This is a genomic window from Pseudomonas sp. LF020, from assembly GCF_053456425.1.
Map to the genome: position 1 here is coordinate 264,818 of NZ_JBRFIX010000002.1, position 25,430 is coordinate 290,247.

Here is a 25,430-nt window from a genome sequence, read left to right on the forward strand (position 1 = left end):
CAGCACCGATGCCGTCACAGTGATGCTGTGACGGCATTTTCATTTCTGGAGTCGCGCATGAAGCGAGAGCAAGTACGGGAACGGCATGCAGAGGGCCTTATCTCTGCCACGCATGTGATTCAAAATCCGGCGAACTCGGGCGAGTGGATCGTGTTTTTCAAGAAGAGCGCCGGTCGCAGCTATTTTCTGGTGGACGATAACGACGAAGTCGAATCCTTCGCCCGGCTCGACGACCTGATCGAGGTCGTGCGCGGGCTCGGGATCAAATTCGCCGAGATCCACATGTAGGGTCTATTTGCAGACCACCACCACGCTGCGGTTCTTGTAGTTGCCGACATCGACCCCGAGGGTCTTGTCGCTTTCCTTGGGCGCCGGCGTGCCGTCGGTACCGACGATGCGGTAACCGGTGCCGGCGCAGGAGGCGTCAGCCTTTTCGTAGCAGGTGGCCCAGGAGTTGGCTTCCCCGGAGCAGTCGATGCTCAAGCCCTGTTCGCCGTTGTTCAGGTAGGTGGTTTCCGAGGTGGCACAGCCACCGAGGGCCAATACCGCGAGCAGCGGCAGCATTCTGTTCATGTTCATAAGTGTGTCGTCTTCAGCGAGGGAGGGGCTAAACGCTCTGACAGCGCCAGCATGAAAAGGTTATAGCGATTGGCCACTTGTTTTCATCGCGCTGCGAGCGGCCACAAAAAAGCCCTGCACAAGGGCAGGGCTCGGCGTGTGTCGCAACCGATCAGTCCTGATCTTTGCCACGGCGCTTGGACGATGCAGGGGTGTCAGTGAACACCGACGCTACATCAGTCGCCAACTGCTCGCTGTCGAAAGGACCGGCGATGTGTTCGCCATTGGTAGTGGTCAGGTTCCACTTGCCGTCTTTCTTGTCGATCACATACCCGTTGATGATTTTTACCGCGGCCATCTATCTGTCTCGTTCGCTGGATCAAAGGCGCCATGATACCGACAAATCCTCACATTGGGGGATGATGAGCGTATGGTGATGCAGCGCATTTGCGTGTTTGAGCTACTCTGTTTCCGCTGGGCAAAGTCGCCAACGGAACTATCGGCGAGAATATTTCTCTATGTTGGCATCGGTTAGCCAGTGCGGGGCATTGTAAGGTGCGCGCCGCCTGATTAGACTGCGCCGAAACTCGTACACACAGCCCTTTCAAGGACTTATATGATCAAGAAATGCTTGTTCCCAGCAGCCGGTTACGGTACTCGCTTCCTGCCAGCGACTAAAGCCATGCCCAAAGAAATGCTGCCGGTGGTAAACAAGCCACTGATCCAGTACGGCGTTGAAGAAGCTCTGGACGCTGGCCTGACTGAAATCTCGATCGTGACCGGTCGTGGCAAGCGCGCTCTGGAAGACCACTTCGACATCAGCTATGAGCTGGAAAACCAGATCAAAGGCACCGACAAAGAGAAATACCTGGTCGGCATCCGCAAACTGCTGGATGAGTGCTCGTTCTCCTACACCCGTCAGACCGAAATGAAAGGTCTGGGCCACGCGATTCTCACCGGTCGCCCGCTGATCGGTGACGAACCGTTTGCCGTGGTACTGGCGGACGACCTGTGCGTCAACCTCGAAGGCGACGGCGTTCTGACCCAGATGGTCAAGCTGTACAAGCAGTTCCGCTGCTCGATCATCGCCATTCAGGAAGTTGATCCGCAGGAAACCAGCAAGTACGGCGTGATCGCCGGCGAGATGATCCGCGACGACATCTACCGCGTACACAGCATGGTCGAGAAGCCAAAGCCGGAAGACGCGCCGTCGAACCTGGCGATCATCGGTCGTTACATCCTGACCCCGGACATCTTCGACCTGATCGAGCAGACCGAGCCAGGCAAGGGTGGTGAAATCCAGATCACCGACGCCCTGATGAAGCAGGCCCAGAACGGCTGCGTCATGGCCTACAAGTTCAAGGGCAAGCGTTTTGACTGCGGTGGCGCTGAAGGCTACATCGAAGCGACCAACTTCTGCTTCGAGAACTTCTACAAGACCGGCAAGGCTTACTGATAGCGCGGATCTGTAGCGTGAAGGGTGTGAAAGCACCCAAGCGAATGCACCCACAAACGCCCCGACCTGTTCGGGGCGTTTGTTTTTGTGCTGGAAAAATCCTTGACCCCGGTGGCGCGATTCACTGACGCCCTCTGAGCGCGCTGGCTGCTTTTTTCAAGGGGGAGCGCGCGTGCGAGCATGCTCGTTGCGCCGATTCCCTTCAGGCGGCACAGTGGAGGCTTGCACAAGCGGGCAACCTGTCCGTCTGGAACAAAAAAGCTCCGTATCTTGCGATACGGAGCTTTTTCTTTATGCGTTACGCCGATTTCGATCTCTCGGAACCGGTGCTTTTACGCTGTTACTGCTGGACGACATTCGCAGCGGCAGGGTCAACCTTTTTCGGCTTCATCAGGCTGAAGTCGATCAAGGCGCGCTGCTCGCGTTCGTACGGGTTGCCGATCATCAGCGGGCGCGGTTTGAAGCTGTCGCTGACCAGGCTCTTGCTGCGGTCCAGTTCATCGAAACTCAAACCGGCCAAGTCCGCCCAGGTGTGGATCAGGTGCGAGCTGCTGTACGGCCGGCCCAGGTCGGCGGCGAAGTTCCAGTCGTGGGTCTCGCGCCATTTCGGCGAAGCCCAGGCCATGAACGGAATGGTGTACATCGGCGCGGTCGGTTTGTTTTCGTTACGGCCGAGGGTGTTGTGGCCGGCGGAGTCAAACACGTCTTCACCGTGGTCGGAGAGATACAGCAGGAAGCCATTCGGATCGGACTTGGCGTAGTCCTTGATCAGGCTCGACACCACGAAATCGTTGTACAGCACGGCGTTGTCGTAGCTGTTGTAGGTCGGCACCTGATCGTCACGCACGCCGGCCGGCACGCCGGTACGGTCCTGGAACTTGTCGAAGGTCGGCGGATAGCGGTACTGGTAGCTCATGTGAGTACCGAGCAAGTGCACGACGATCAGCTTGCGCTGCGCCGGGTCGGTCAGCGCCTTGTTGAACGGCTCGATCACGTCACCGTCGTATTGCGCGGCGTTCTGGTTGCGGTTGTTGTTCAGGTACACCTGCTCGTCGGCCTGCTCGGAGAAGGTCGTGAGCATGGTGTTGCGCTTGGTCATGGTCTGTTGGTTGGTGATCCAGAACGTCTTGTAACCGGCCTGTTTCATCATGCTGACCAGCGACGGCGTGGACAGGTACAGATCAGGGTTTTCTTCATCGGCGAAGGTCAGGACCTGCTGCAGCGCTTCAATGGTGTAGGGGCGTGGGGTGATGACGTTGTCGAACACCGCGAGCTGATCCTTGAGCTTGTCCAGCTCAGGAGTGGTCTTGCGTCCATAGCCGTACAGGCTCATGCGCTGACGGTTGGTCGACTCGCCGATCACCAGCACCAGGGTCGACGGTTTATCGGCGTCGGCAGCTTTCAGGTTATGCAGCGGCGGCACCTTGCTGGTGCTGTGCAGCATGTCCTGCATGCCGGCCAGGGTGTCGAGGTAACGGTGGTAAGCCACTGCCATCTGCCAGGGCACGGCTGGCTCGATGCGGTCTTCGAACTTCTCGAAACCGCCGGCGAAACTGCCGGTACGCTGGGTCTGTTTGATCAGCGGGTAACCGACCACGGCGAAGACGATCGCGATTGCGGCCACGAACGCACGGCCTCGGGGCATGTACACCGGGCGCAGGCGGGTCCACAGGAAATAGGCGAAAGCGGTATGGGCGAGGAACGCCGGGATCATCCACCAGGCGAAGTACTGCGTCATGTATTCGCCGGCTTCAGAAATGTTCGACTCGAACATGATGAAGATGACGCTTTGCGAGAACTCCTGCTGATAGATGAAGAAGTAGCCCAGGCTGGCCATGGAGCAGGCCCACAGGACTACGCCGATCAGCGCGGCCAGCAGTTTGGTGCGTTTGGGGAACGCCAGCATCGGGGCGAGCCACAGCGCACTCATCACGAAAGCCTGACGGAAACCGCTGAAACCGGAGGTGCCGGTCAGCTGGATCAACAGTTGGGTGATACCCGAGAAATACCAGAAGAACGCGAACAGCCAGAGAACCCCGGCCCAGTCGAAACCTGTCGCAGTCGTTTTGCTGCGTTTGAACAATGCCATTCAGCACTCCAGCTCATCGTCACTAACCACCGTCGGAGCGCTACATCAAACCGACGAACGGAAGCCGCGCGCAAACGCACGGCCAGAATGGGCCGGAGTATCACCAAGGCAATGTGAAAACTTCGTTAGTTGCTGATCAGGGGCAGGGGAGCATCATGTCGGGAACGACAGGTGCCGTTCCCGAAGCTGGCGGGGCAGGTCAGGCGTGCGGATGGCGCTGGACCACCGGCAGAGGTTTGGGCTGAGCGCCCTGGGTCAGCGAGCGCAGCTGCGCCAGCTCCTGCTTCAACTGGTCGCGCTCGTCTTTCAACTGGCGCAATTCATCGCGACGGATCGTGACGTACAGGGTTTGTGGCGGCATTGCTGTGTGTACTGTGCCCATTGCTCACCTCGCAAATGGCGTGTCTCAACTGCAAATCGTCCCCGCGTCGGGGCTACTGACTTGCTATCGGCGCCAATTTTGATTTCTTTTGCCCATGAATGGAACTTTTTTATTTTTCATGGTCGGTGTGTCTTCGGCAGGATTCGGGGCGTTATCAGTCTGGATCGGGCACAATGCCCGGAAACTTCATCGCAACGCTCTGGACTAACCTCCATCAGTCGCGTTGGGCTATAACCAATGACACACATTTATTTGTAGTAAGGAGCATCAGCACATGCAACTCGGGATTATTGGACTGGGCCGCATGGGCGGCAATATTGCGCGACGTCTGATGCTCAACGGTCACACCACCGTTGTTTACGACCGCAATACCGCTTTCATCGATAACCTGGTCGCCGAGGGCTCCACCGGCGTTGCCGACTTGCCGGCCCTGGTGGCAGGCCTGGCCAAGCCGCGTGCGGTATGGGTCATGTTGCCGGCCGGCGCACCGACCGAAGACACCATCAACACTCTGAGCGACTTGCTGGAAGCCGGTGACACCATCATCGACGGCGGCAACACCAACTACAAGGATGACATCCGCCGCGCCAAGACTCTGTCGGAGAAGGGCCTGCACTACATCGACGTCGGTACCTCCGGCGGCGTCTGGGGACTGGAACGCGGTTATTGCATGATGATCGGCGGTGATGCCGGGACCGTGCAGCGCCTTGATCCGCTGTTCGCCGCTCTGGCGCCGGGCATGGGTGACATTCCGCGCACCAAGGATCGCAAGTCCGAGGATCACCGCGCCGAGCACGGCTACATTCACGCCGGTCCTGCCGGTGCCGGGCACTTCGTGAAGATGATTCACAACGGTATCGAGTACGGCATGATGGCCGCGTTCGCCGAGGGCTTCGACATCCTCAAGACCAAGTCCAGCGAGCGTCTGCCGGAAGATCAGCGTTTCGACCTGAACGTGGCCGACATCGCCGAGGTCTGGCGTCGTGGCAGCGTCGTTTCCTCGTGGTTGCTCGATCTGACTGCCGATGCACTGGCCAGCGATCCGAAACTCGACGGTTTCTCCGGTTCGGTGGCTGACAGCGGTGAAGGTCAATGGACCATCGAGGCGGCGATGGAGCAGGCTGTGCCGGTTCCGGTGCTGTCCAACTCGCTGTTCTCGCGCTATCGCTCGCGCGGTCAGGGCACTTTTGGCGACAAGATTCTTTCGGCCCAGCGCTTCGGCTTTGGCGGCCACGTGGAGACTCCGAAGAAATGACCCATACGATCCGCAGAAAATCCAAGGCAGAACCCGCACCACCGACCACGCTGTTTCTGTTCGGTGCCCACGGCGACCTGGTCAAGCGCTTGCTGATGCCGGCGCTGTACAACCTCAGTCGCGACGGCTTGCTTGACGAAAATTTGCGGATCGTTGGCGTTGATCACAACGCCATTACCGATGAAGCCTTCGCGCAAAAGCTCGAAGACTTCATCCGTACCGAAGTGGCGGCAAAAGTCGGCAAGGGCGATCAGATGCTTGATCCGGCCTTGTGGGCCAAGCTCGCCAAAGGTATCAGCTACGTCCAGGGCGACTTCCTGGACGACAGCACTTATTCCGCGCTGGCGGCAAAAATTGCCGATAGCGGCACTGGCAATGCGGTGTTCTACCTGGCCACCGCGCCACGTTTCTTCAGTGAAGTGGTACGCCGTCTCGGCGCGGCCAAGTTGCTCGAGGAAACTCCCGAAGCATTCAGAAGGGTGGTGATCGAGAAGCCGTTCGGCTCCGATCTGCAAACCGCCGAAGCGTTGAACGCCTGTCTGCTCAAGGTCATGTCCGAGAAACAGATCTATCGGATCGACCATTACCTGGGCAAGGAAACCGTGCAGAACATTCTGGTCAGCCGGTTCTCCAACAGCCTGTTCGAGGCGTTCTGGAACAACCATTACATCGACCACGTGCAAATCACCGCCGCCGAAACCGTCGGTGTTGAAACCCGCGGCAGTTTTTACGAGCACACCGGTGCGCTGCGTGACATGGTGCCCAATCACCTGTTCCAGTTGCTGGCGATGGTCGCCATGGAACCGCCGGCCGCATTCGGCGCTGACGCCGTGCGCGGCGAGAAGGCCAAAGTGGTCGGCGCGATCCGCCCGTGGAGCGTTGAAGAGGCGCGAGCCAACTCTGTACGCGGTCAGTACCGCGCCGGCGAGGTCGGTGGCAAAGCGTTGAATGGCTATCGTCAGGAAGCCAACGTGGCGCCTGACAGCAACACCGAAACCTACGTCGCACTGAAAGTCATGATCGACAACTGGCGCTGGGTCGGCGTGCCGTTTTATCTGCGCACCGGCAAGCGCATGAGCGTGCGCGACACCGAAATCGTCATCTGCTTCAAACCGGCGCCGTACGCACAATTCCGCGACACCGAAGTCGATGAGTTGCAGCCGACTTATCTGCGCATCCAGATCCAGCCCAACGAAGGCATGTGGTTCGACCTGCTGGCCAAGCGGCCGGGGCCGGCGCTGAACATGGCCAACATCGAGCTGGGTTTTGCCTACAAGGACTTCTTCGAAATGCAGCCGTCCACCGGCTACGAAACGCTGATCTACGACTGCCTGACCGGCGACCAGACGCTGTTCCAGCGCGCCGACAACATCGAGAACGGCTGGCGTGCGGTGCAACCGTTCCTCGATGCCTGGCAACAGGATGCTAGCGTGGAGACTTACGCTGCCGGGGAAGACGGCCCGCAAGCCGCCAATGATCTGCTGACTCGCGACGGTCGCGTCTGGCATGGTCTGGGATGAGTGACTCGATCCGCTTTTTACTGAGTGACATGGACGGCACGCTGTTGCTGCCCGATCACAGCCTGAGCCAGCGCACCATCGACGCCGTGCGTTCGCTGCGCGAGGCCGGCGTGTTGTTCAGTCTGGCCACCGGGCGCCCGCCCAAAGCCATGTTGCAGCAGATCGAAGCCTTGGGTGTCGATCTGCCGACCGCCGCCTTCAATGGCGGCACCATCGTCAATCCGGATGGCAGTCTGTTGGTGGCGCATTACCTGCCGGTGCCGACGGCGCTGATTGCCCTGGCGTTGTTTGCTGACCAGCCGGATGTGGAGATCTGGGTGTTCAGCGGTGGCGACTGGTTGCTCAAGGATCCGCACGGGCCGATGGTGCCGCGCGAGCAGCACGGCCTCGGTTATCCGCCGGTGGTGGTCGATAGCTTCGAGCCGTACCTGGAACGCATCGACAAGATCGTCGCCACCAGTAACAACACGGATTTGCTGATCGAGCTTGAGGCGCGTCTGTTGCCCAGGGTCAACGGCATGGCGCAGGTTTCGCGCTCGCAACCGGTGTATCTGGACGTGACAGCGCTGGAAGCCAACAAGGGCACCGCACTGACGACGATTGCCGCGCACCTTGGCATTCCGCTGCAACAGACCGCAGCGATTGGCGATGGCGGCAACGACCCGGCGATGTTCCATTGCGCGGGATTGTCGATTGCCATGGGGCAGGCGGAGGAGGCGGTGAAGCGTCAGGCTGATGTGGTGACTGCGCCAAACACCGAAGACGGCGTGGCGCAGGCAATCGAGAAGTACATCCTCCGGTAACACCTGTAGGAGCTGCCGCAGGCTGCGATCTTTTGATCTTGTTTTTTATGCAGCAAGATCAACAGATCGCAGCCTTCGGCAGCTCCTACACGTGGTTGTTGTCAGAGCCAGTAGCTGACGGCGTACCAGCCCAGTAACCCCATCACTACGGTGTACGGCAACGCCATCCACACCATCCGCCCGTACGACAGGCGCACCAGCGGCGCAATCGCCGAGGTCAGCAGGAACAGGAACGCCGCCTGACCATTCGGGGTCGCCACGCTTGGCAGATTGGTACCGGTGTTGATCGCGATCGCCAGGGTCTCGAAGTGCTCGCGACTCATGTGCCCGGACAGGAAGGCCTGTTTCACTTCGGTGATGTAGATCGTGGCGACGAACACGTTGTCGCTGATCGCCGAGAGCAGCCCGTTGGCGATGAACAGCATGCCCGGCTGTTGCTCCGCCGGCAGCGCCAGCACCCACTGGATCAGTGGGGCGAACAGTTGTTGATCGTGAATCACCGCGACCACGGCAAAAAACACCACCAGCAATGCAGTGAACGGCATGGCGTCCTTGAACGCGCCGCCGAGGCGATGCTCGTCGGTGATGCCGGTAAACGCGGTGATCAACACGATCACCATCAGGCCGATCAAGCCGACTTCGGCAACATGAAACGCCAGGCAGCCAATCAGAATCAACGCGGCAGCGCCTTGCACCAGCAGGGCGGCACGCTGACGCGGGGTGCGTTCGGCGTTGTCTTCGGCGGCGTAATTGGCCAGCACGGCGCGGACGTTGTCCGGCAGCAGGGTGCCGTAGCCAAACCAGCGCAGTTTTTCCAGCAGCACGCAGGTCACCAGACCCGCCACCAGTACCGGCAGCGAAACCGGCGCGACTTTCTGGAAGAACTCTGCGAAGTGCCAGCCCATTTCATGACCGATCAGCAGGTTTTGTGGCTCGCCGACCAGGGTGCAGACTCCACCGAGTGCAGTACCGACCGCGCCGTGCATCAGCAAGCTGCGCAGGAATGCGCGGAATTGCTCCAGGTCTTCGTGGTGCAGCGCGGGCAGATGGCGGTCGTCGCTGAACTCGCTGTCCTGACGCGGATCATTGCCCGAGGCCACGCGGTGATAGACCGAATAGAAGCCGACCGCCGCGCTGATGATCACCGCAGTGACGGTCAGGGCATCGAGAAACGCCGACAGAAAGGCCGAGAGGAAGCAGAACATCAACGCCAGCAGCGCCTTGGAGCGCATGCCCAGCAGCAACCGTGAGAACAGAAACAGCAGCAGATCCTTCATGAAGTAGATGCCTGCGACCATGAACATCAACAGCAGGATCACCGGGAAGTTGTGCAGCAATTCGTCGTACAACGCCTGCGGAGTGGTCATCTTCAGCAGCAGGGCTTCGATCAGCAACAAGCCGCCGGGCATCAGCGGATAGCACTTGAGGGCCATGGCCAGGGTGAAAATGAACTCGATCACCAACAACCAGCCGGCGGCGACCGGGCCGACAGTGAACAGCACCACGGCGTTGAGGATCAGGAACCCGACGATGCACGCCTTGTACCAGCGGGGCGAATGCCCGAGGAAGTTATGCGCGAACGCCTGGGCCAGTGAACCGGACATCGTTTGCTCCTTGTATTAAGAAGCGCGCAAGTTGCCGCAAGTGCATGGCAAGTTCAAGTCTGGGGGGAGTTATTGATTCAGATAGCGCGCGACCATGGCGCGGTAGTTGCCGTCCAGTGAATAGCCGCCGACCAATATGTGTCCGTCCGCCTGCACCGCGAGGGAATTGGCGGTGTCGAGGCTGCGTCCCAGCCGCGTGCGCAGCCAGCCGTGGCCGTTGCCAAACTCGTGGTCAAGTTGGCCATCAGGCAAATAGCGCGCGACGATGAAATCCGCCTCGATTCCGCCAATGGTCGCGCCCACCGCGATGATGCGGCCATCGGCCATGCACTGGGCGGCGCTCCACTGGCAACCACTGGGGCCGATTTCCAGCAGATGCGGATGACCGGCGTTGTTGCGCAACTCCGGTCGGCCGTTGTTGTGCAGGCTCAGTGCCAGACAGCGGATCGGATCGCGGCTGCTGCCAAAGCAGTGCAGATGCTCCTGCGACTCGATGACCTGACTGACCATGGCGCTTTGGCCGTGGGCCTTGAAGGCGAGGAAACCATCCACCGCGAAGCGCTCATCCAGACGCCCGTCAGGCAGATAGCGCGCCACCAGCCCCTCTTGGGGGAAGTCGATGGAGCCGGCGACGAGGATCCGCCCGTCCTGCTGCAGTGCAAGGCTGCTGAGCCAGGTGTTGAGCAGCAAATGACGAATCATCACGAAGCCGCGGCCATTGAAGCTCGGATCAAGCGCACCGTCTGGCATCAGGCGAATCAGCATGCCGGCATGGTCGGCGAGTTCGAAATGATGATTGGCGATCAGCAGAATGTGCCCGTCGTCCTGCACGGCAATGTCGCAGGCTTCGGCGCCAGGCACGCCGGGCGGCAGCCAGGCATCGCGGGAGCCGATGGACAAGTCGCCGGGCAGGCGCACCACTTTACGGCCATTTTCACCAAAGCGCGGGTCCGGGATGCCGTCGGCGCTGAACAAGGCAAGCGCGGGCAGGGTGCGGTGGGCGGTTTGATAATGCAGACCGGCCAGCAGGATACGTCCGTCGGGTAACACCTGGATTTTGCCGGCGGTGGCTTCGAAGCCAGGTTCGAATTCGCCGATGACGCTGCCTTGCTGGCCGAACGCGAGGTCGGCCGAACCGTCAGCGAGTATTCGCGCCAGACCAAACCGGCTGCCTCGGGCAGTACCGATCTTGGCCGCGACCAGCACGCGCCCCTCTCGATCGAGCGCAACACCCTGGGTCATGCTGGAAACACTGCCAGCGAAATAGACCTGAGCAACGCCAGTCTTGGCGAATTGTCTGTCCAGTTGTCCGCAGCGATTGAGTAGTGCCGGTCGCGCAAAGGCGTTCTCGGAGGACATGCATGCTTCTCCTTGCAAGTTGACCAGGCCCGAATCGGGCGGGTAACTGCATGAGCGGAACATTCAATCCCTGAATACACGCAAGTTCAACTGACAGAACTAACAGGTGGAGGGTCGCACTGTGCCATAACAGTGTCTTTTTGAACCAAATGAAAGCATGCCAAGCAGTGGCGCCTGATGCTTTAAGGAAAGTTGTACAAAAGTACTGGAGACGAACTACCGCAGGTAACTAAAAGAACAGAGGGCGGATGACCTGAGCGTCATCCGCATGATCCTCTGATCAATGTGGCATCGACCACGATTGCAGCAGGTAACCTTCTTTGCTCAATTCGGCGCGGGCCTGTTGCAACAGCAGTTCCAGTTGCGCCGGATCGGAGTAGGCGCTGCTCGGGATCTGCTGGCGACCAATGTGCGAGTTGGTGCGATCGATGACGGTCAGGTTCAGTTCGCCGTTGCCGTCTTGTGGGGCCCAGGCCACGCACTGAAAGGGTTTGAACGCGTGGTTGGCAATCAAAAGAGCTTCGTTGATACGGAGCGGGGCGGTCATTGGGGTCTTCTCTCTGTCGTGCCCAATCAAGTGATGTGCCGTCGGTTGGGCTTACCGTTCGGCTGGTTACTTGTACTGATGCACGCAACCCCGTGGCAGGTCACACACGAAACAAAGAAATTTCAACTTAATTGCTCAGGCTCAACATTCCGAACGTTTTTGAAAGCCTGGTGAAAGATAGCAACTCGATAGCTGACTAATAAACTCGCTTCTTATAACTCGTTAGCTTGTACACCTATAAGCAATCGATACAAGGCCCTGTCAATTTCTTGCTAATGTTACAGTCGGGTCTGCCAAATGACTGTTTTTACAATAATTTCCTTAAATTTGGCGCCAAGGAACAGTCATGATCGAAGCGCCAGCGTTACGACGTTTATTGGTAGTCGACCCCTGTGACGACTGCCATCGCCTGTTACCCGGATTGCGCACGGTAGGTTGGGATGTCGACAGCTGTACCCTGGAAAATGCCGCCGATCGGACATGCGATGTCGGGCTGCTGCGACTGCAACCTTTTCACCTTGAACGTCCCGAAGCGGTCAAGGAACTGATCAGTCGCAGCGGCACCGAGTGGATCGCCGTGTTGAACCAGGAAGTCCTGCGGTTGCAGAACGTCGGTGACTTCGTCTGCGAATGGTTTTTCGATTTTCACACCTTGCCATTCGATGTCTCGCGGGTCCAGGTGACCCTGGGGCGCGCATTCGGCATGGCGCGTCTGCGCGGGCAAGGCACGATTCACGTCGATCAGCCGGAACATGAACTGCTCGGCGACAGCAAGCCGATCCGCGAGCTGCGCAAGTTATTGAGCAAACTGGCGCCGACCGAATCCCCGGTGCTGATCCGCGGTGAAAGTGGCACCGGTAAAGAACTGGTGGCGCGCACGCTGCACCGCCAGTCCCAGCGCCACAGCAAGCCGTTTGTGGCGATCAATTGCGGGGCGATTCCCGAACACTTGATTCAGTCCGAACTGTTTGGCCACGAGAAAGGTGCCTTTACCGGTGCCCATCAGCGCAAGGTCGGGCGCATCGAGGCCGCCAATGGCGGCACGCTGTTTCTCGATGAAATCGGCGATCTGCCGCTGGAATTGCAGGCCAATCTGCTGCGCTTTCTGCAGGAAAAACACATCGAGCGCGTCGGTGGCAGTCAGCCGATTCCGGTTGATGTTCGCGTGCTGGCGGCCACCCACGTCGACCTCGAAGCCGCCATCGAGAAAAAGCGTTTTCGCGAAGACCTGTATTACCGGCTCAATGTGCTGCAGGTGGTGACCGCGCCATTGCGCGAGCGCCATGGTGATCTGTCGATGCTGGCCAACCATTTCTCGCACTTCTACAGCCACGAAACCGGCCGCCGTCCGCGCAGCTTCAGTGAGGATGCGTTGATCGCCATGGGCAAGCACGACTGGCCGGGCAATGTGCGCGAGCTGGCCAACCGCGTGCGACGGGGTCTGGTTCTGGCCGAAGGTCGACAGATCGAAGCCCGCGATCTGGGATTGCTCAGCCAGCACACGATTTCTACGCCGATGGGTACGCTGGAAGACTACAAGACCCGCGCCGAACGCCAGGCGCTGTGCGATGTATTGAACCGCCACAGCGACAACCTCAGTGTGGCGGCGAAGGTGCTGGGAGTGTCGCGGCCGACGTTTTATCGGCTGCTGCACAAACATCAGATTCGCTAGAGACCAAAGCTCAAAAGATCGCAGCCTGCGGCAGCTCCTACATTTGTAACCCTGTAGGAGCTGCCGCAGGCTGCGATCTTTTGCTTTAGAAGTAGTACGGGAATTTCAGGCTGAAGGAAAAGTCGGGGGCATCCGGGGTCATGCCGATCGACAGGTTGGGCACGATAGTCAGGTTGTCCGTGGCAGCAATGGTCATGCCGACGTTGAAGTAACCTGCGTTGGCGTCACTGGACACCACAGATTGCCAATCCCCGCCATCGGGTTTGAGTTTGCTCCTGCGTTGCACCAGATCAGACATTGAAAACGACATACTCATCTTTTCGTTCAGTGCAAATGCAATACCGGCGCCGATCTGGAAGCTGTCGCCAATACTGACCTTGCCCGGGGTTTTCTGGTTGACGGTCGAACTGATGTCGTCGAACGACTCTTCCAGGTTGTGGGTGTAGGACAAGCTGCCGAACAGCACAGCCGGGTCGAAGGTCTTGACCAGCGAGACGCCGGGGGTGATCGACCAGACGCCGTTACCGGTTGGCAGCGTGTCAGGCACGAACAGGTTGGAGTTGGCGTCGGTCTGGCGCAGTTTGATACCGAACGGATCCTTGCCGGTGGGTGCCTTGACCCGCAGGGTGACCACCGCGTCCGGCGTGTTGACCGACTCGTCGAGGAATTTGTAGGCGATGCCGAAGTTGACGTCGCCGATGGTCGGGTCGCGCGAAACATCCTGTTCCGTCGTGACGTTCGATGCACCACCGTTGCCGCCGCCGGACTGATAGGTCGATTCGCGGTAAACCACCGGCACGTTCACGTCGAACTGCCAGCGATTGTCGAAGTTGTAGCGCCCGGTCAGGTCCAGCGTCCAGGTGTCGGCCTTGATCCGGTCGAGGTTGATGTTGCCCAGAAAGATCGAGTCCAGCGCGAGGAAGCCGTTGAGAATCAACTGCCGGGTGTCGTAACGCGAGTAGGTCACACCGGTTTCAAAGCTGAATTTACCGCCGCCGAAGAAGCCGCTGGCTTCGTCGTAGAGGTTGGACACACTCTGCGCCGGTTGCGAATCATCGGCCAGCGATTGGCCGTAGGACGCGCCGCTGCCCCCGGCTGCGCCCCCCGACGCTGCCGCCGCGCCAACTCCGGGAGCCCCGGTACTGGTCGCGACTTTTGGATTGCCCTTCATGTCAGACGGTGACTTGGCCAGGCGTTTGGGTTGCGGGGCTGCCGGTTGATCTTCGACCTGACGGACCCGTTGTTCGAGCACCGCCAGGGCCTTTTGTTGTACTTCGTAGCGTTGCTTCAGCTCCAGAAGCTCCTGTTTCAGGGCTTCTACGTCGGCGTCCGGTGCCGCTTGCAGCATGGCTGCGGGTAGAAGAGTGCTCAAACATACAGCGGCACGCAGTGATACTGATCGATACATGAATAAGCCGTCCCTTTAAGCCCAATGATCGAGACTCAGCGTAGTTCAATATCCGATATTGCGTAGTGCCCTGAGTTGAGTCAGGTTGCAGTCCAGTGCGCCGGGGCTGATACCGTTATTGTTAAGCACAACATTGAGTTGGGTCATGTTATTGACCACGTTGGCGCTGCCCAGCAGGCGAGTGTTCTGCAGCAGGCCACCCTGGGCCACTTGTTGCAGGGCAGTGCCCTGATTGCCCGAGGCCTGAATCGCCATTTGCACGCCACTGTTGCTGGCCGAAACGGCGACGCTGCCGGCGGCATTGCTGGCCCCGATGCTCTGCCCGGCCATCAGCGCCTGGCCTTGGGCGGGGGCCAGTGGCGGAGGGGTATTGGCTTCTTTTACGTTGATTGCCACGTTGTTGCTGGCGGTGTTGCCGTCGCCGGCGGCGCGTACGCTTTGGGTCACGCCCTGGCTGCTGTTGAGTGCCGCGCCACCAATGACATTGCCAGTGCCCGGCGTCGGGGTGCTGCCGTTGCCCTGTTCCTTGATGGTCGAGACATAGAATTCCGGTTTGATCGTGGCGGCCTGGATTTGCATCGACGTCGCAGCGCCGATCAGATCACCACTGGCGTTGCGCCAGGTACTGCTCATGACAATGCCGAAGCTGATGATCCGCCCCGGCATGACGTAACGACCACGAAGCTGGGACAGCTCCTGATCCTGAACTTCGATGGGTTTGAATCCTGCATTGGCATAGCCTGACACGCTCGCTGCCAGGCAGGCGGCGGCCAGCCAGTATGAGGTTTTCATCTGCTGCTCCCGGGACATCCAGTCCCATTCTTTATAATCGGCGATTAAAAGAAGTCGCTCTGTATGAACCCGAAGTCCATCAATTCAGCATCTCTGACAGGGTTGAAGTTATCCAGCTTGTTCTTCGCGGTCAGCGGGGTCGGTGGCATGCGCAATGCATTGGTTTTGTCATAACCGGGGCCGACGATGGCGAAGACGATGCCGTTCCAACCTTTGACAAAGTCATCATGGGCGTAGCGTTTGTGGCCTAAGACGGGATCTCCGATATAAACCCAATCCTTGTCCGAACGCTGCAGCACCACGAAATGCTTGTAGCCGCGAATTTCCATCAGTACCACCACCGGGATTGTTACGTCGTCGAGTTTTTCCGGTGGAATCTTGTAGCCCCTGGCGCGCATGCCGATGCTTTCTATATAGCGTTTCATGTCCAGCATGGAAAAACCTTGCGTACGCACAAGGTCCTGGTCAGCGTTGACCAGCATGCCTTTGATGATGTGCTCTTCATCGACGTCGAGCCAATAAGCCTGGCGCAATACCGTGGCCAGTGCGGCGGCGCCGCAGCTGAAATCGGTTTTCTGTTCGACGATGTCGGCAAACTTGCGTTCACGGATGCTTTGCACGTTCTTGTAGACGAGTACGCCGCCGGGCAGGGCAGCGACAGGCATCTGGGCAGCCTGGGTCAGGCCGGACAGGCAAAGCAGGGCGATAAAGGCAGTCTTACACATGATCGATACGCCTTTGCGGACTGAGGAAAAGCCCCGTTTCCGGGGCTTTCGTTTCGATCGCGATTACATGCAGGCTTTGCAACCTGCAGCGATGGACAGCGAGTTGCTTTGTTGGTTGCCAACGCCGGAAGCGTTGTTGAAGCCACCGTTACCCGACCAGTTGTTGCCTACGTTGGTCATGCTGGCAGTGTTGGTGACAGGGTTTTTCCAGCCGTCTGGGGTCAGCACTTGTTGCGTGGTTACACCAGCAAGACCGAAGGCACCCACGGCTTCGAAGGTAGCTTTCTGATCTTTGCTGCCGCCATTGCCGCCATGGCCTTTGTCGTCGTTGCCATAACCGCCACCGCCGTGGCTGTCACCTTTGATGGTAGCTTCGCCCACGGCGCCGAATACGCCGACGGCGGCGACAGTGCCAGTGAGGGTGTCTTTTTTGTAGGTCTGAGTGCCGTTGTTGCCGACTTGCAGACCGGTAGTGCTTTGGTTGGCAGCAGCAGCGGCTTGCGCTACACGACCACCGGACACAGCGATTGCCAGGTTGTTTTTCTGTTGGTTGAAGTTGCCGGCAGCGTTGTTCACGCCGATGTTACCCGAGCCACTGTTGCCAACGTTGTTCATGTTGGCGTTGTTGTTGCTGGAGTAGTTGCCAACGGTGTTGTTGCTGTTGACTTGAGTGGCGCTGGAAGCGGACACCGCAGAGCCGAAGATGAAGCTTTCGTCGGCGGTAGCCAGAGCCGCGGCGTTGTCTTGCTGGTTGCCGTCACCGGCCACGTTGTTGGCACCGACGTTACCGTTGGCGCCATTAAGCGAGCCACTGATGCCGGCGTTGTTCTGGGTGCCCTGGTTGAGGACGGTGTTACCGCCGTTGTTTTGCACGTCGAGTACCGCAGCACCGGCACCTGCGCCGATTTGCAGCAGTTCTTCCAGGGTAGGGCCTTTTGGTGGAGGAGGGTTGTGACCGTGACCACCATTGTTACCATGATCGTTGCCGCCTGCTTGAGCCGCCATTGCCATTACTGCTGCAAGTGCGAAAACCAGTGGTTTGAGAGCCATTGTAGTTTTCATGGTGTTTCTCCATCGTGCTTATTAGTTGGTTAAGTGTTGGTACTTTCTAATTGCACTGCTTTTGTTGTTTGGGTCAGTCAGCGACCCGGATGCTCAGGGTGTTAGCCATACGGTTCCCCACCCCGGCACTCTGGTTCACCTGAATCACCCCTCGGCTGCCGGTGAAGGCCTGATCACTTGTCGTGACCTGGCGACTGCCGGGTGAGGTGCCAGTTGCTCCTGAGCTCGGTAAAAGCGCCACGTTCTGTTGCGACAGGGCGCTGTCGTCAACGCTTTGCGGGGCAGCACTGATGCTGACGCGCGTCACGTTGGCCATCTGGTTGTTGGCCCCGGCCCCCTGGTTCACGCCCAGGATCCCGTTGCCGTTACTGAAAGAGGTGCCGCCAATGGTGGCGCTGGCGTTCATCGACGGGTTGGCAGGGGTGTCCAGCTTTTGCCTGACGATGGTTGTGGCACTGGCATTGGTGCCAATGGCGATCGCTTTGGTGTTGGTCTGTTGCATCTGGTCGCCGGCGGCCTGGTTGACGTTGAAGTTGCCGCGGTACTGCACACCGGTATCCTGAATGTCCGCGTTGTTCACGGAACTCGGATCGGCCATGACGCGGGCACAGCTGAAGAGGGCAAACAGCAGAAGGAAACGATTCATCTCATTGACCTCCAGCCATGCGGGTCAATGGCGCGAGACCGGTGCTCAGCGAGCGATTGATCGTGTTGGAGATCGTGCCGCCACCGCCGCCGCCATGACCGGCACTCATGCCAGGCAGGCCGTTGGGGTTGGTCAGGACGTTCATGCCGGGCATGTCCGAGTTAGGCGTGATCATGTTGCTGCGGATCGAAGCGCCGCTGGCTACACTGGCAAAGTCACCGTCACTGAGTTCGGTGCTGGTCATCGCTTGATGGATTCGATCGGAAGGGTTGGCGTTGACCGTGGTTGGATACGGGTCTTTGCCACCGCTGCGCCCGATTGCAATGGGCTGGACGTCGCGGTTGAGAACGATCACGCCATTGCCTTCGGCCTGAACGTTGAAACTGATGAATGTGCTGGCGGCTGATCCAATCAGCAGAAGGCAGGTCAGGCCTTTATTGATATTCCCCACGGCGGCAATTCCTTCTTCAGTGGGCTGGCTCTTGTCAGCGTTGGGAAGGAGAGAGCGAAAGCTGTGCCGCTTTTGAGTTGTTGTTGGTTTTCAACGGGTTGGCGATGGGCCGTGCAGCGCTGATACAAATGCTGTTTCAGCGCTGAAACAGTCACCCGGACACCCACAGGGTCAATGGCGGCGCAAAGCTCTGGAACAAGGGTTTGCCGGGGACTGTTTCACTGGCGTAACAGATGCCCTTGCAGAATGATGAAGGCCATTTAAACGGCTGCTTTGCGCGGGATCGGGTGTTTCAGGAATGGACACTTGGGTCCCGAAAGGAGCTGTTTGCCAGGTCAATCAGCCATCAAACGCGCGACTGCTTCGAAAGCCTGAAACCGCCGGTCATCCCAGTTGCCCTGAATGATCTGCAACGGTTGCCCGTGCTGTTCCAGCCAGTCGCGGGTGGCCTGAAAGAATGCCATGCGTTCGCTGAGCTGCGGCTGGCAGCGTTGGCCGTCGTCAGTCCAGTCGATCTGCTCCGGCGACAACAGCAGGTGCAGGTCGTAATGCCGGGCCAGCAATTCGGTTTCCAGCCACGCCGGGCAATCGCCAAACAGGGTCTGGCTCCACAGAATGTTGCTCAGCAAATGGGTGTCGAGAATCAGCAATGGCGGTTGCTGCGCCCGAGCCTGATCTTCCCACTGCAACTGCCCACGGGCGATGTCGGGGATGTCGTTGAGGCAGGTATCGCGTGGATTCTGCTCGATGAACCAGCGCACGTATTCGTCCACCCGCAGGCCGCCAAAGCGCTCCTGAAGGCCAGCGGCCAGCCAGCTTTTGCCGGTGGATTCCGGGCCGGTGAGGACAACCACCTTCATCGCTGCAACGCCGGATCGGCGCGCCATTCGCGCCAGCCTTGCAGCGCAATCAGGGTGAACAAGGCATACAGCGCGGCGGTGAGGTACAGGCCCTTATAAAGGAACAGGCCGACGAAAATCACATCCAGCACGAACCACAGCGCCCAGCATTGCAGGCGTTTCTGCGCCATCCACAATTGCGCAACCAGGCTGAACGCCGTCAGTGCGGCATCGAGCCACGGCTGCGCCGCGTCGGTCCAGTGCGCCATGGCCGCGCCCAGCAGCAGGCTGCCGAGGGCGCCTACGCTCAGGCCGAGCAGGATCGAGCGCCGGTCCAGACGCGTGACGTCGCGCCCGTCGTGCATCGTCCCGGCGCGGGTCCATTGCCACCAGCCGTAGACTTGCAGCGCGGCGTAAATCACTTGCAGCAACATGTCCGAGTACAGCTTCACGTCGTAGAAGATCCAGCTGTACAGCAACACCATGACCAGACCGACCGGCCAGCACCACGGATTCTGTTTGACCGTCAGCCAGACGGCGATCACACCGAGGGCGGCGGCAAACAGTTCAAGCCCGGACATGGGGGTTCCTTGGGGGAATTGACGAGGGAGCGGATTGTACCGAAAAACCTGCAGGAGTGAGCCTTGCCGATTTTGACGGAGCACTTGGTCCACCCGTGGGAGCGAGCTTGCTCGCGAAAGCGTTTTATCAGTAACGACTCTATCGACTGACACCAAGCCTTCGCGAGCAAGCTCGCTCCCACAAGGGTGAGGGGTCAGACGCGGAACTGGCGCAGCAATTGGTTCAGCTGTTCACTCAACTGCCCAAGCTTGACGCTCGCCACACTCGACTGCTCCGCCGCCAGTGCCGTGCTGTGAGACAGGCCGGCCGCCTGCGTGACGTTCTGATTGATGTCCTCGACCACATGCGCCTGTTGCAGCGTGGCGCTGGCAATCGAGGCGTTCAGGCCATTGAGATTGCGCAGGGCCTGGCCGATGGCATTCAAGCTCGCGCCGGCCAATCCCGCCTGTTCGATGGTGAGTTGCGAGGCCTTGCTGCTGTCGCCAATGACTTTCACCGCCGCTTCGGAATGATTCTGCAGGCGTTCGATCATGCTCTGGATTTCCGCCGTCGACTTTTGCGTGCGCTGCGCCAGCAACCGTACTTCATCGGCCACCACCGCAAAGCCCCGGCCCTGTTCCCCGGCGCGGGCCGCTTCGATGGCCGCGTTGAGTGCCAGCAGGTTGGTTTGCTCGGCAATCGAACGGATCACTTCCAGCACACTGCCGATCTGCGTGCTTTCGGCTGCCAGGGTGCGAATCACTTCGACCGCCTGATCAATGGTTCCAGACAATTTGTCGATCTGTTGCAGGCTGCCGTCGATGTTGATCTGACCCTGCTGCGCCTGAGCTTCGGCATCGCGCATTTCCGCAGCAGCATGTTCGGCGTTCTTCGCCACATCCTGCACGCCATAGGTCACTTCGTTGATTGCGGTTGCGACCAGTTCCATCTGCTGCGATTGCTGTTGGCTGCGCTGCTGGGCCTGGGTCGCATCGTTGCCCAGTTCACTGGACGACTGGCCCAGCGCGCTGGCCGAAATCTGCAGGTCACCGATGACCCGGCGCAACTTGGCGGTGAAGGCGTTGAAGTGATGCGCCAGTTGCGTGACTTCGTCCTGGCCATGGGTATCGAGGCTGCGAGTCAGGTCGCTTTCGCCGCTGGCGATGTTGGCCATGGCGTTCACGGTTTCCTGCAACGGTCGGACGATGCTGCGGGCAATCAAAATCACCAGCAGGGCCATGATCACGGCGATCACCAAACCAATCACCGAAGCCTTGATCAACTGCCCCCGGAACTCGCTCTGCACATCATCGACGTAAACGCCCGATCCAAGCACCCAGCCCCACGGCTCGAACAGTTTCACGTAGGAGGTTTTCGCCACCGGCTCGCTGGCGCCGGGCTTGGGCCAGCGGTAATCGACCATGCCGGCGCCTTTGCTTTTGGCGATCGCAACCATCTCGTTGAACACCGCGAAACCGTCCGGATCGCGGATCGCCGAAAGGTTCTGGCCTTCGAGTTTGGGGTTGGTCGGGTGCATGACCATCACGGGGGTGAGGTCGTTGATCCAGAAATAGTCGCTCTGGTCGTAGCGCAGGCCGCGAATCGCGGTCAGTGCCTGTTTCTGCGCGGCGTCGCGGGTCAGGGTGCCGGCGGTTTCGAGGTCGTGGTAATAGGTCAGCAGGCCGCTGGCGGTCTGCACCACATGCTGGGTTTTCTGCGCCTTGGCGTGGTACAGGTCGTCGTGGATCTGCTTGAGCATCAACACGCCCAAGGTCAACAACATGACCATGGCCACAATCAAAATGAGCCACAAGCGTCGGCTGATCGACACACTGCGCAAGCTGTTCATAACGCTGTCACTCCGATTTCTTTTTCTTGTAATAAATCAACGCCAGCATCCAACCACGTTTGCAGTGGTCAGGCATACGCGACCCAAGTCGAATAACGCCGCAGCACTATTAAGGCTTGTCTGTTAGGATTTCGGCCCCGCGCGTGAAAACCTGAATCCGAATTGATATTTCACGGAATTTTGACCGTTTCGTGTGGATGCTGTGCGCGCGGAATCGGTACAGCAACAAACAGCTACGCTGATCGCAGTGAACGTAAAAAATATTATCGGGGCATGCCACCGTGTATCGCTCTTTGGGGGACTGATGGATCTTTGGACCGCCTTGCAGGCACTGATTCTTGGAGTTGTAGAGGGGTTGACGGAGTTTTTGCCCATTTCCAGTACCGGACACCAGATCATTGTTGCCGACTTGCTCGACTTCGGCGGCGAACGGGCCATGGCGTTCAACATCATTATTCAGCTCGGCGCGATCCTCGCGGTGGTCTGGGAGTTTCGCCGCAAGATTCTCGACGTGGTGATCGGCTTGCCGACCCAGCCGAGTGCGCGGCGTTTTACCGCCAACCTGCTGATCGCGTTTCTGCCGGCGGTGGTGCTGGGGGTGATTTTTGCCGACCTGATCCACCAATACCTGTTCAATCCGATCACCGTTGCGACCGCGCTGGTGGTGGGTGGCGTGATCATGTTGTGGGCCGAACGCCGCCAGCATGAAGTGCACGCCGAAACCGTGGACGAGATCACCTGGAAGGACGCGCTGAAAGTCGGTTTCGCCCAGTGTTTGGCGATGATTCCCGGCACCTCGCGTTCCGGCTCGACGATCATCGGCGGCCTGTTGTTCGGCCTGTCGCGCAAGACCGCGACCGAGTTCTCGTTCTTCCTGGCGATGCCGACCATGGTCGGTGCGGCAGTGTACTCCGGTTACAAGTATCGCCAGCTGTTCGTGCCGGCGGACTTCCCGGTGTTCGCCATCGGTTTCATCACCGCGTTCATCTTCGCCATGATTGCTGTGCGCGGTCTGCTCAAGTTCATCGCCAGCCACAGTTACGCGGCATTCGCCTGGTACCGGATTGTTTTTGGTCTGGTGATTCTGGCGACCTGGCAGTTCGGCTGGGTCGACTGGTCGGCGGCCAAACCATGAGTGATTCCCGCGCGCGCCGCCCGGATGGACGCCCATCCGGTGGCGGCGTTCAGCATCTGAAACTGAAACTCGCAGTGCTGCTGATCGTCTGCGCGCTGCCACTGTTCGGCTCTCTGTCGATGTGGCTGCGCGGCATCTCGCTAGTGCCGTTGACGGCTTATGGCGTGGTCAGCGTGCTGGCGTTTTTCATGTACTGGGCAGACAAGCGCAAGGCCCGCGCCGATGCGTGGCGCACGCCGGAGAACATCCTGCATGCGCTGGAACTGGCCGGCGGCTGGCCCGGTGCGCTGATCGCCCAACAGGTATTCCGGCACAAGACGCGCAAGGTGTCGTTTCAGATTCTGTTCTGGATGATTGTGGCGCTGCATCAGGTGTTCTGGATCGACCAGTTGTTTCTCGGTTCGAACCTGCTGTCACTGTTCTGAATCACCAAAAATCCCCTGTAGGAGCTGCCGAAGGCTCGGGCCGCGTTCGGACGATCTTTTGATCTTGCTTTTTCAAAGATCAAATTCAAAAGATCGTCCGAACGCGGCCCGAGCCTGCGGCAGCTCCTACAGGGGGCGGGTTTACAGCAGTAATCCGATTTGGGTTTTCTTCGGCAACTTGCTCACCACCAACTGGTGCGAACGCGTCAGCAATCCCTGCAGTTCCTCGGCGCCCAGCGGGTAGGGCGGGTGCATGATGATCCACTGCGCCCGCGCCAGATAAGGGGCCGGGTGAATACCCGGGCGGTCGCAATGGCCGAGAAACAGATCCTTGTCGACCTTGAACGCCAGTGAGTCCCCGCGCAACCCTTGCAGGGCGAACATCTTGTTGCCGGCAATCGAGAACACCCGCACGCCGCCCCATTTGTAATCCTCCCGCGCGCCCGGCAAGGCCAGGCAAAAGGCGGCGACGTCCGCTTCGTTCATTTTTCCCTTGTTCATAACAACCGCTCCCCGCACGCATTGAACGATTCGACCAGATGATCGATCCACGCCCGCACCGCCGGCATTACCCCGCGCCGATGCGGATACACCGCCTGCAACCAGCCGCCGGGCAACGACCACTCGGGCAACAGTTGTACCAGCGCGCCGCTCTCAAGGTCGGCTTCGCAATACATCATCGGCAGCAGAGTGAAACCCTGGCCGGCCAGCACACAGGCTTTGCGCACGATAAAGTCATCGATGCCCAGCCGCGCCTCCATGTTCAGTTCGACGCTGTTGCCTTGCTCATCCAGCAAGCGCACATGCACCATGCGATCGGCCTCCAGCGCGCCGAGCACCGGCAGGTTCTTCAAATCCTGTGGATGATTGATGGTTTTGCCCTCGACAAAGGCCGGGCTGGCGACGACAACCATTTGTGCCTGGCGCAGACGTCGAGTCACCAGCAACGGATCTTCATCGCCCAGCTCGCGTACACGCAGGGCCACGTCGAAGCCTTCGGCCACCAGATCCACCCGGCGATTGAGCAGCACCACCTCCAGTTGCACCTGAGGAAATTTGCCGAGGAATTCGCTGATCACCCACGGCAACATTTCCCGCGCCAGACCGGTCGGGCAGGACACCCGCAAGCGGCCGCGTGGCTCGCTGGACATGCTGGCGACCGCTTCGTCGGCCATCTCCGCTTCCAGCAACATCGCCTGACAGTGACGCAGGTAGCGCTCGCCAACAGCGGTCAGGTTCAACTGGCGCGTGGTGCGTTGTAGCAGACGGGCGCCGAGGCGTTCTTCGAGTTCGGCAATGCGTCGTGACAGGCGCGACTTGGGAATGCCCAGCAAACGCCCGGCTGCGGCGAATCCACCGGCCTCGACCACCTTTGCAAAATAGTAGAGATCGTTGAGATCCTGCATCAAAAATCCACCGTTCTATCAGTGGGACGAACTATCGCATTGTCAGCAGCTAATCAGCTATTGGTTTCTTCCGTAGGATTGTCTCCATTCCGTCGCCGCCGGCGATTCTTTACAGGAGATTCCACATGAAACTGCTGCACATCGATTCGAGCATTCTGGGCGACAACTCCGCTTCCCGTCAGTTGAGCAGCCAAGTCGTCAAAGCCTGGCAAGCCGCCGAGCCAACCGCCGTGGTGACTTACAGCGACCTGGCTGCCGACGCCATCAGCCACTTCTCGTCGACCACCCTGGTGGCTGCCGGCACTACCGCTGAACTGCGCAACGCCGCACAACAGCACGAAGCCGAGCTGAGCGCTTCGACCCTGGCTGAATTCATCGCCGCCGACGCCATCGTCATCGCCGCGCCGATGTACAACTTCACCGTACCGACCCAGCTCAAGGCCTGGATCGATCGCGTCGCCGTTGCCGGCCAGACTTTCCGCTACACCGAAGCCGGCCCTGAAGGCCTGTGCGGTGGCAAGAAAGTGGTGATCGTCTCCACCTCCGGCGGCATTCATGCCGGTCAGGCGAGCGGCATCGCTCACGAAGAATACCTGAAGCTGGTACTGGGCTTCCTCGGCATCACCGACATCGAAATCGTCCGCGCCGAAGGCCTGGCTTATGGCGAAGAAGTGCGCAACAACGCGTTGAGCGCTGCTCAGGCGAAGATCAGCGAGCAGCTGTTCGCCGCTGCGTAAGCATTGCGTAAAGACCAGCTGCCGTTCAGGTAGCGCCTCAAAAAACTCTGTATTCTGGTTCTGCAAGGGCCGGATGCAGAGTTTTTTGTTTCTGACTGTTGCATAATCTGGCCCGGGTTATGCAGTCAAACGATCAACGTCTGAGTGCA

Annotated in this window: 27 protein-coding genes; 9 read left to right on the forward strand and 18 right to left on the reverse strand. The window is 59.3% G+C overall.

Going from position 1 to position 25,430, the window contains the following annotated elements:
• Nucleotides 1-57 precede the first annotated feature (57 nt).
• Nucleotides 58-288, forward strand: a complete 231-nt coding sequence (locus ACU680_RS05305; protein ID WP_007964656.1) for a hypothetical protein — start codon at nt 58-60, stop codon at nt 286-288.
• 3 nt (nt 289-291) lie between these two features.
• Here ACU680_RS05305 and ACU680_RS05310 read toward each other — a convergent pair whose 3' ends face one another.
• Both ACU680_RS05310 and ACU680_RS05315 read right to left on the reverse strand, forming a co-directional pair.
• The gene (locus ACU680_RS05310; protein WP_367084402.1) at nt 292-579 is read right to left on the reverse strand and encodes a hypothetical protein; all 288 of its coding nucleotides are present in this window, start codon (nt 577-579) and stop codon (nt 292-294) included.
• A 151-nt stretch (nt 580-730) separates the two neighbouring features.
• On the reverse strand, nt 731-916 hold the full coding sequence (locus ACU680_RS05315; RefSeq protein WP_007964653.1) for a hypothetical protein: 186 nt from the start codon (nt 914-916) through the stop codon (nt 731-733).
• Between the two features lie 258 nt (nt 917-1,174).
• Between ACU680_RS05315 and galU the strand changes: the two genes are divergently transcribed.
• Entirely contained in the window at nt 1,175-2,014 is an 840-nt protein-coding gene (galU, locus tag ACU680_RS05320; RefSeq protein WP_007912230.1) for a UTP--glucose-1-phosphate uridylyltransferase GalU, read from the forward strand.
• Between the two features lie 340 nt (nt 2,015-2,354).
• Here galU and ACU680_RS05325 read toward each other — a convergent pair whose 3' ends face one another.
• Entirely contained in the window at nt 2,355-4,103 is a 1,749-nt protein-coding gene (locus ACU680_RS05325; protein ID WP_448178849.1) for a phosphoethanolamine transferase CptA, read from the reverse strand.
• A 199-nt stretch (nt 4,104-4,302) separates the two neighbouring features.
• Complete coding sequence (locus ACU680_RS05330) at nt 4,303-4,485, reverse strand: DUF6026 family protein (protein ID WP_007964649.1); 183 nt, start codon at nt 4,483-4,485, stop codon at nt 4,303-4,305.
• A gap of 274 nt (nt 4,486-4,759) precedes the next feature.
• On the opposite strand from ACU680_RS05330, the gene gnd reads away from it, so the two are divergent.
• From gnd to ACU680_RS05345, 3 genes are read left to right on the forward strand one after another with little or no spacing between them, the layout of a single operon-like run.
• Nucleotides 4,760-5,740 carry a phosphogluconate dehydrogenase (NAD(+)-dependent, decarboxylating) gene (gene gnd / locus ACU680_RS05335; protein WP_448178850.1) on the forward strand — a complete coding sequence of 327 codons (981 nt, stop codon included), beginning with the start codon at nt 4,760-4,762 and terminating at the stop codon, nt 5,738-5,740.
• The gene (gene zwf, locus ACU680_RS05340; RefSeq protein ID WP_448178851.1) at nt 5,737-7,260 is read left to right on the forward strand and encodes a glucose-6-phosphate dehydrogenase; all 1,524 of its coding nucleotides are present in this window, start codon (nt 5,737-5,739) and stop codon (nt 7,258-7,260) included. The genes gnd and zwf overlap by 4 nt, the downstream gene beginning before the upstream one ends.
• Nucleotides 7,257-8,063, forward strand: a complete 807-nt coding sequence (locus tag ACU680_RS05345; protein WP_448178852.1) for an HAD family hydrolase — start codon at nt 7,257-7,259, stop codon at nt 8,061-8,063. The genes zwf and ACU680_RS05345 overlap by 4 nt, the downstream gene beginning before the upstream one ends.
• A 101-nt stretch (nt 8,064-8,164) precedes the next feature.
• On the opposite strand, the gene nhaB is transcribed toward ACU680_RS05345, so the two are convergent.
• The 3 genes from nhaB to ACU680_RS05360 all read right to left on the reverse strand — a co-directional run bounded on the left by nhaB (nt 8,165) and on the right by ACU680_RS05360 (nt 11,573).
• Complete coding sequence (gene nhaB / locus ACU680_RS05350; protein ID WP_448178853.1) at nt 8,165-9,667, reverse strand: sodium/proton antiporter NhaB; 1,503 nt, start codon at nt 9,665-9,667, stop codon at nt 8,165-8,167.
• Nucleotides 9,668-9,736: 69 nt separating this feature from the next.
• Nucleotides 9,737-11,026: an NHL repeat-containing protein gene (locus ACU680_RS05355; protein ID WP_448178854.1), complete on the reverse strand. Its 1,290-nt coding sequence runs from the start codon at nt 11,024-11,026 to the stop codon at nt 9,737-9,739.
• 280 nt (nt 11,027-11,306) lie between these two features.
• Nucleotides 11,307-11,573 (reverse strand): hypothetical protein, encoded by a 267-nt coding sequence (locus ACU680_RS05360; RefSeq protein WP_003225374.1) that lies wholly within the window; start codon nt 11,571-11,573, stop codon nt 11,307-11,309.
• A gap of 346 nt (nt 11,574-11,919) precedes the next feature.
• Between ACU680_RS05360 and ACU680_RS05365 the strand changes: the two genes are divergently transcribed.
• Nucleotides 11,920-13,245 carry a sigma-54 dependent transcriptional regulator gene (locus ACU680_RS05365; protein ID WP_007964636.1) on the forward strand — a complete coding sequence of 442 codons (1,326 nt, stop codon included), beginning with the start codon at nt 11,920-11,922 and terminating at the stop codon, nt 13,243-13,245.
• An 85-nt stretch (nt 13,246-13,330) separates the two neighbouring features.
• Here ACU680_RS05365 and fapF read toward each other — a convergent pair whose 3' ends face one another.
• The 9 genes from fapF to ACU680_RS05410 all read right to left on the reverse strand — a co-directional run bounded on the left by fapF (nt 13,331) and on the right by ACU680_RS05410 (nt 21,578).
• Complete coding sequence (gene fapF / locus ACU680_RS05370) at nt 13,331-14,653, reverse strand: fibril amyloid transporter FapF (protein ID WP_448178855.1); 1,323 nt, start codon at nt 14,651-14,653, stop codon at nt 13,331-13,333.
• A 45-nt stretch (nt 14,654-14,698) separates the two neighbouring features.
• Nucleotides 14,699-15,445, reverse strand: coding sequence for a fibril amyloid subunit FapE (gene fapE, locus ACU680_RS05375; protein WP_448178856.1), 747 nt, complete (start codon nt 15,443-15,445; stop codon nt 14,699-14,701).
• A 44-nt stretch (nt 15,446-15,489) separates the two neighbouring features.
• Entirely contained in the window at nt 15,490-16,170 is a 681-nt protein-coding gene (gene fapD / locus ACU680_RS05380) for a fibril amyloid maturation endopeptidase FapD (RefSeq protein WP_448178857.1), read from the reverse strand.
• Between the two features lie 63 nt (nt 16,171-16,233).
• Nucleotides 16,234-17,232 (reverse strand): amyloid-like fimbrin subunit FapC, encoded by a 999-nt coding sequence (fapC, locus tag ACU680_RS05385; RefSeq protein WP_367084412.1) that lies wholly within the window; start codon nt 17,230-17,232, stop codon nt 16,234-16,236.
• 73 nt (nt 17,233-17,305) lie between these two features.
• Entirely contained in the window at nt 17,306-17,878 is a 573-nt protein-coding gene (fapB, locus tag ACU680_RS05390) for a fibril amyloid subunit FapB (RefSeq protein WP_448178858.1), read from the reverse strand.
• 1 nt (nt 17,879) lies between these two features.
• A complete protein-coding gene (fapA, locus tag ACU680_RS05395; RefSeq protein ID WP_098964142.1) occupies nt 17,880-18,329 on the reverse strand; it encodes a functional amyloid chaperone FapA in 450 nt (149 codons plus the stop codon).
• A 335-nt stretch (nt 18,330-18,664) separates the two neighbouring features.
• The gene (locus ACU680_RS05400) at nt 18,665-19,189 is read right to left on the reverse strand and encodes an AAA family ATPase (RefSeq protein ID WP_448179129.1); all 525 of its coding nucleotides are present in this window, start codon (nt 19,187-19,189) and stop codon (nt 18,665-18,667) included.
• Nucleotides 19,186-19,749, reverse strand: coding sequence for a nicotinamide riboside transporter PnuC (pnuC, locus tag ACU680_RS05405; protein WP_448178859.1), 564 nt, complete (start codon nt 19,747-19,749; stop codon nt 19,186-19,188). The genes ACU680_RS05400 and pnuC overlap by 4 nt, the downstream gene beginning before the upstream one ends.
• A gap of 194 nt (nt 19,750-19,943) precedes the next feature.
• Nucleotides 19,944-21,578 carry a methyl-accepting chemotaxis protein gene (locus tag ACU680_RS05410; RefSeq protein WP_448178860.1) on the reverse strand — a complete coding sequence of 545 codons (1,635 nt, stop codon included), beginning with the start codon at nt 21,576-21,578 and terminating at the stop codon, nt 19,944-19,946.
• A gap of 304 nt (nt 21,579-21,882) precedes the next feature.
• On the opposite strand from ACU680_RS05410, the gene ACU680_RS05415 reads away from it, so the two are divergent.
• Nucleotides 21,883-22,713 (forward strand): undecaprenyl-diphosphate phosphatase, encoded by an 831-nt coding sequence (locus ACU680_RS05415; protein ID WP_448178861.1) that lies wholly within the window; start codon nt 21,883-21,885, stop codon nt 22,711-22,713.
• Nucleotides 22,710-23,138, forward strand: coding sequence for a DUF1294 domain-containing protein (locus tag ACU680_RS05420; RefSeq protein WP_448178862.1), 429 nt, complete (start codon nt 22,710-22,712; stop codon nt 23,136-23,138). The genes ACU680_RS05415 and ACU680_RS05420 overlap by 4 nt, the downstream gene beginning before the upstream one ends.
• A gap of 141 nt (nt 23,139-23,279) precedes the next feature.
• On the opposite strand, the gene ACU680_RS05425 is transcribed toward ACU680_RS05420, so the two are convergent.
• Nucleotides 23,280-23,639 (reverse strand): MmcQ/YjbR family DNA-binding protein, encoded by a 360-nt coding sequence (locus ACU680_RS05425; RefSeq protein WP_007964612.1) that lies wholly within the window; start codon nt 23,637-23,639, stop codon nt 23,280-23,282.
• Nucleotides 23,636-24,544, reverse strand: coding sequence for a LysR substrate-binding domain-containing protein (locus ACU680_RS05430; RefSeq protein ID WP_448178863.1), 909 nt, complete (start codon nt 24,542-24,544; stop codon nt 23,636-23,638). The genes ACU680_RS05425 and ACU680_RS05430 overlap by 4 nt, the downstream gene beginning before the upstream one ends.
• Before the next feature lie 125 nt (nt 24,545-24,669).
• Here ACU680_RS05430 and ACU680_RS05435 point away from each other — a divergent pair, with 125 nt between their 5' ends.
• On the forward strand, nt 24,670-25,281 hold the full coding sequence (locus ACU680_RS05435; protein WP_448178864.1) for an FMN-dependent NADH-azoreductase: 612 nt from the start codon (nt 24,670-24,672) through the stop codon (nt 25,279-25,281).
• Nucleotides 25,282-25,430 lie beyond the last annotated feature (149 nt).

Bases quoted from the DNA above. Each gene is read 5' to 3' on its own strand.
- ACU680_RS05305 (WP_007964656.1), top strand. From the start codon at position 58: ATGAAGCGAGAGCAAGTACGGGAACGGCATGCAGAGGGCCTTATCTCT.
- ACU680_RS05310 (WP_367084402.1), bottom strand. From the start codon at position 579: ATGAACATGAACAGAATGCTGCCGCTGCTCGCGGTATTGGCCCTCGGT.
- ACU680_RS05315 (WP_007964653.1), bottom strand. From the start codon at position 916: ATGGCCGCGGTAAAAATCATCAACGGGTATGTGATCGACAAGAAAGAC.
- galU (WP_007912230.1), top strand. From the start codon at position 1,175: ATGATCAAGAAATGCTTGTTCCCAGCAGCCGGTTACGGTACTCGCTTC.
- ACU680_RS05325 (WP_448178849.1), bottom strand. From the start codon at position 4,103: ATGGCATTGTTCAAACGCAGCAAAACGACTGCGACAGGTTTCGACTGG.
- ACU680_RS05330 (WP_007964649.1), bottom strand. From the start codon at position 4,485: ATGGGCACAGTACACACAGCAATGCCGCCACAAACCCTGTACGTCACG.
- gnd (WP_448178850.1), top strand. From the start codon at position 4,760: ATGCAACTCGGGATTATTGGACTGGGCCGCATGGGCGGCAATATTGCG.
- zwf (WP_448178851.1), top strand. From the start codon at position 5,737: ATGACCCATACGATCCGCAGAAAATCCAAGGCAGAACCCGCACCACCG.
- ACU680_RS05345 (WP_448178852.1), top strand. From the start codon at position 7,257: ATGAGTGACTCGATCCGCTTTTTACTGAGTGACATGGACGGCACGCTG.
- nhaB (WP_448178853.1), bottom strand. From the start codon at position 9,667: ATGTCCGGTTCACTGGCCCAGGCGTTCGCGCATAACTTCCTCGGGCAT.
- ACU680_RS05355 (WP_448178854.1), bottom strand. From the start codon at position 11,026: ATGTCCTCCGAGAACGCCTTTGCGCGACCGGCACTACTCAATCGCTGC.
- ACU680_RS05360 (WP_003225374.1), bottom strand. From the start codon at position 11,573: ATGACCGCCCCGCTCCGTATCAACGAAGCTCTTTTGATTGCCAACCAC.
- ACU680_RS05365 (WP_007964636.1), top strand. From the start codon at position 11,920: ATGATCGAAGCGCCAGCGTTACGACGTTTATTGGTAGTCGACCCCTGT.
- fapF (WP_448178855.1), bottom strand. From the start codon at position 14,653: ATGTATCGATCAGTATCACTGCGTGCCGCTGTATGTTTGAGCACTCTT.
- fapE (WP_448178856.1), bottom strand. From the start codon at position 15,445: ATGAAAACCTCATACTGGCTGGCCGCCGCCTGCCTGGCAGCGAGCGTG.
- fapD (WP_448178857.1), bottom strand. From the start codon at position 16,170: ATGTGTAAGACTGCCTTTATCGCCCTGCTTTGCCTGTCCGGCCTGACC.
- fapC (WP_367084412.1), bottom strand. From the start codon at position 17,232: ATGAAAACTACAATGGCTCTCAAACCACTGGTTTTCGCACTTGCAGCA.
- fapB (WP_448178858.1), bottom strand. From the start codon at position 17,878: ATGAATCGTTTCCTTCTGCTGTTTGCCCTCTTCAGCTGTGCCCGCGTC.
- ACU680_RS05400 (WP_448179129.1), bottom strand. From the start codon at position 19,189: ATGAAGGTGGTTGTCCTCACCGGCCCGGAATCCACCGGCAAAAGCTGG.
- pnuC (WP_448178859.1), bottom strand. From the start codon at position 19,749: ATGTCCGGGCTTGAACTGTTTGCCGCCGCCCTCGGTGTGATCGCCGTC.
- ACU680_RS05410 (WP_448178860.1), bottom strand. From the start codon at position 21,578: ATGAACAGCTTGCGCAGTGTGTCGATCAGCCGACGCTTGTGGCTCATT.
- ACU680_RS05415 (WP_448178861.1), top strand. From the start codon at position 21,883: ATGGATCTTTGGACCGCCTTGCAGGCACTGATTCTTGGAGTTGTAGAG.
- ACU680_RS05420 (WP_448178862.1), top strand. From the start codon at position 22,710: ATGAGTGATTCCCGCGCGCGCCGCCCGGATGGACGCCCATCCGGTGGC.
- ACU680_RS05425 (WP_007964612.1), bottom strand. From the start codon at position 23,639: ATGAACAAGGGAAAAATGAACGAAGCGGACGTCGCCGCCTTTTGCCTG.
- ACU680_RS05430 (WP_448178863.1), bottom strand. From the start codon at position 24,544: ATGCAGGATCTCAACGATCTCTACTATTTTGCAAAGGTGGTCGAGGCC.
- ACU680_RS05435 (WP_448178864.1), top strand. From the start codon at position 24,670: ATGAAACTGCTGCACATCGATTCGAGCATTCTGGGCGACAACTCCGCT.